We start from the raw sequence: 2,340 nt of genomic DNA on the forward strand, positions 1-2,340 counted from the left end.
GTCACCAAGGCTACGCGCTCGTGGCCTCCGAACCCGCTCCGGGCGGGTCGCGCTATCGCGTGCTGGCGCGCACGGGCATCGCCCGCCGCGGACCCTATGCCTAAGGCTAACGGCGCCGCATCGTTTCGACATTGCCGCACACGCCCAGAGATTGGCCGCTGATGTTCCTTGCCTGCGGCGAAGCCAGGAACGCGACAAGGTCCGCCACGTCCTCCTCGGTAACCTTGCGCCGCATGGATATCGTCTCCAGGTACCGGGCGTTCATTTCTTCGATCTCAATGCCGCGCCGCTCGGCCTGTGCCTGCACCTGCATGCGATGGCGCTCGTTGTCGACAATGCCCGGCAACACAGCATTGACTCGTATCCCGGATGGCCCAAGCTCCATGGCCAGCGACTGTGTCAACCCGATGATGGCCCACTTCGACGATGCATAGGCAGTGCGCAGCGGATAGCCCAAGCGTCCGGCGACCGAAGAGATGTTGATGATGCTTCCCGAGCCGGCTTGCTTCATCAGTGGCACCACGTGGTGTATGCAGTGAAAATAACCCACGAGGTTGACGTCTACGGTGCGAGCCCAGTGCACTGGATCGTTCTCCTCGACCGGACCGTACGGCCCGGTAATGGCCGCATTGTTGATGAGCACATCGACGCCGCCCGCTTGATCCTGCACTGCCCGTACCATCTCCCCCACGCTTTCGGGCTCCGCGACATCCAATGCAAACACCTGCACGCCTGGTGCGGCGCCAGCGAACGACCGCAGCGCATCCCGGTCGACGTCGCAGACGGCGACATACGCGCCGTCCCGCAACAGGCGTAAGGCGATCGCCCTCCCCAGGCCGCGCGCGGCACCGGTCACGATCGCCCGCAGCGGCGACAAGTGTCCATCCCGCGGCGCTCGATTGGGGCCCGCCATCTCAACCGTCCTGCTTCAAACCGAGCTCCTTGACCAACTGTCCCAGCTCTTCGTATTCCCGCTTCACATGCTGGGTGAAAGCCTCGCGGCGCAGGACAGTTTTCTCAACGCCTGCCGTCTCGAAAAATTTTTCCATTTCTGGCGAGTTCGCCGCCTTGGCGAACGCATCCTCGATGCGGCGCACGGCGTCATCAGGAGTGCCCGCCGGCACGATCAGCCCATACCAAAGCAGCAATTCTTTGTCGGGAATGCCGAGATCTCCCAGGCTGGTCGCCTTGGGCAGGGCGGCAGTTTTCTTGGCGGAGGTTGCCAGGAGGCATTTCACGCTGCCGGTTTTTTCCATGGCCACGGCCGGAGGTACCGATCCGACGTAAATGTCGATCACGCCTCCCAGCAGGGCGGGCATCGTTTCCCCCGCACCGCGATAGGGAATATCGCGCGCCTTGATCCCGAATGACCGGAAGATGCGTTCCGTCGCCAGCTGCGCCGGGCCGGCCACGCCGTCCGTACCGTACGTGTACTTTCCGGGGCTGGCCTTGAGCACATCCAGGAAATCCTTGCCGGTGTCAGCAGGGAAGTCCGGGCGCACGCACATGACATACGGTGCGCTGTCCAGGTAGATGACCGGAATGTAATCGTCGACGCCATAGCTCGTCTTGATCGTATGCGGGCTGGTCGTGAGGGGACCCATAAAAACGCCTGCCATGGTCCGACCGTCCGGTTTTGCACGGGTAAGCTGCGCCACCCCTATCGTGCCCCCTGCGCCCCCAACATTCTGCACGACGATGGTCGCATCCAAGTGCGGCTCGGCATATCGGGCAATGGCACGGAACAGAGTGTCCGTGCCACCGCCCGGACCGGTTGGGATGATGAGATTGATCACGTCTTTTGCCGCAGCGAGCGGCGTCGCGGCAAGCAGCATGGCTGCGACCGCGCACTTGTGCCACTTGTGCCTTTTCATGGTCATGTCTCCTCTTCGTGCAGTAATGGAATGGCCACGGCCGGGAACGACAATCACGGACCAAATCCGAATGCCTCGCGCGGGTTGTCCACCAATATCCGCTTGCGTACGCGCGCGTCGGGAGCCCACTCGAACAACCAGGCCACGCACTGCCCATAGGTAATGTCCGTCTCGAAACCCACCCACGGCCAGTCCGTCGCCCAGACCACGCGCTCGCCATCCCTGCGCGTGATCAGTTCCCGTGCAAGCATTGCCGCCGATGCGCCGCGCAGGCGAAACGGCGCCGACAGCTTGACCCAGGTGTTTCCCGCGTCGATTGACCGCAACAGCGCCTTGAATCCGTCGCTGTCCGCGGCCCTGTCTCCTCCCGGCGGATGGCCGAAATGGTCGATGACTACACGCGCCCTGCTGCGCTGGATGACCGCCAGCACGGGCGGCAGGAACTCGCCTTCCAGGTAAACCTCGA

3 protein-coding genes are annotated in these 2,340 nt (G+C 63.3%); all 3 read right to left on the reverse strand.

Translation table 11 applies throughout. From position 1 onward, the window contains the following. Positions 1-106 precede the first annotated feature (106 nt). On the reverse strand, positions 107-913 hold the full coding sequence (locus tag Q0319_RS14235) for an SDR family oxidoreductase (protein ID WP_299453655.1): 807 nt from the start codon (positions 911-913) through the stop codon (positions 107-109). 1 nt (position 914) lies between these two features. After that, on the reverse strand, positions 915-1,874 hold the full coding sequence (locus Q0319_RS14240) for a tripartite tricarboxylate transporter substrate binding protein (RefSeq protein WP_299453658.1): 960 nt from the start codon (positions 1,872-1,874) through the stop codon (positions 915-917). Between the two features lie 53 nt (positions 1,875-1,927). Beyond that, on the reverse strand, positions 1,928-2,340 hold a 413-nt coding region (locus tag Q0319_RS14245), incomplete at its 5' end, for an amidohydrolase family protein (protein ID WP_299453660.1).

The sequence above is a fragment of the uncultured Pigmentiphaga sp. genome (assembly GCF_937950555.1).
Classification (GTDB): Bacteria; Pseudomonadota; Gammaproteobacteria; order Burkholderiales; family Burkholderiaceae_B; genus Pigmentiphaga.

What these genes read in the sequence shown, in the direction of transcription:
- Q0319_RS14235 (WP_299453655.1), bottom strand. Translation starts at nt 913, where the DNA reads ATGGCGGGCCCCAATCGAGCGCCGCGGGATGGACACTTGTCGCCGCTG.
- Q0319_RS14240 (WP_299453658.1), bottom strand. Translation starts at nt 1,874, where the DNA reads ATGAAAAGGCACAAGTGGCACAAGTGCGCGGTCGCAGCCATGCTGCTT.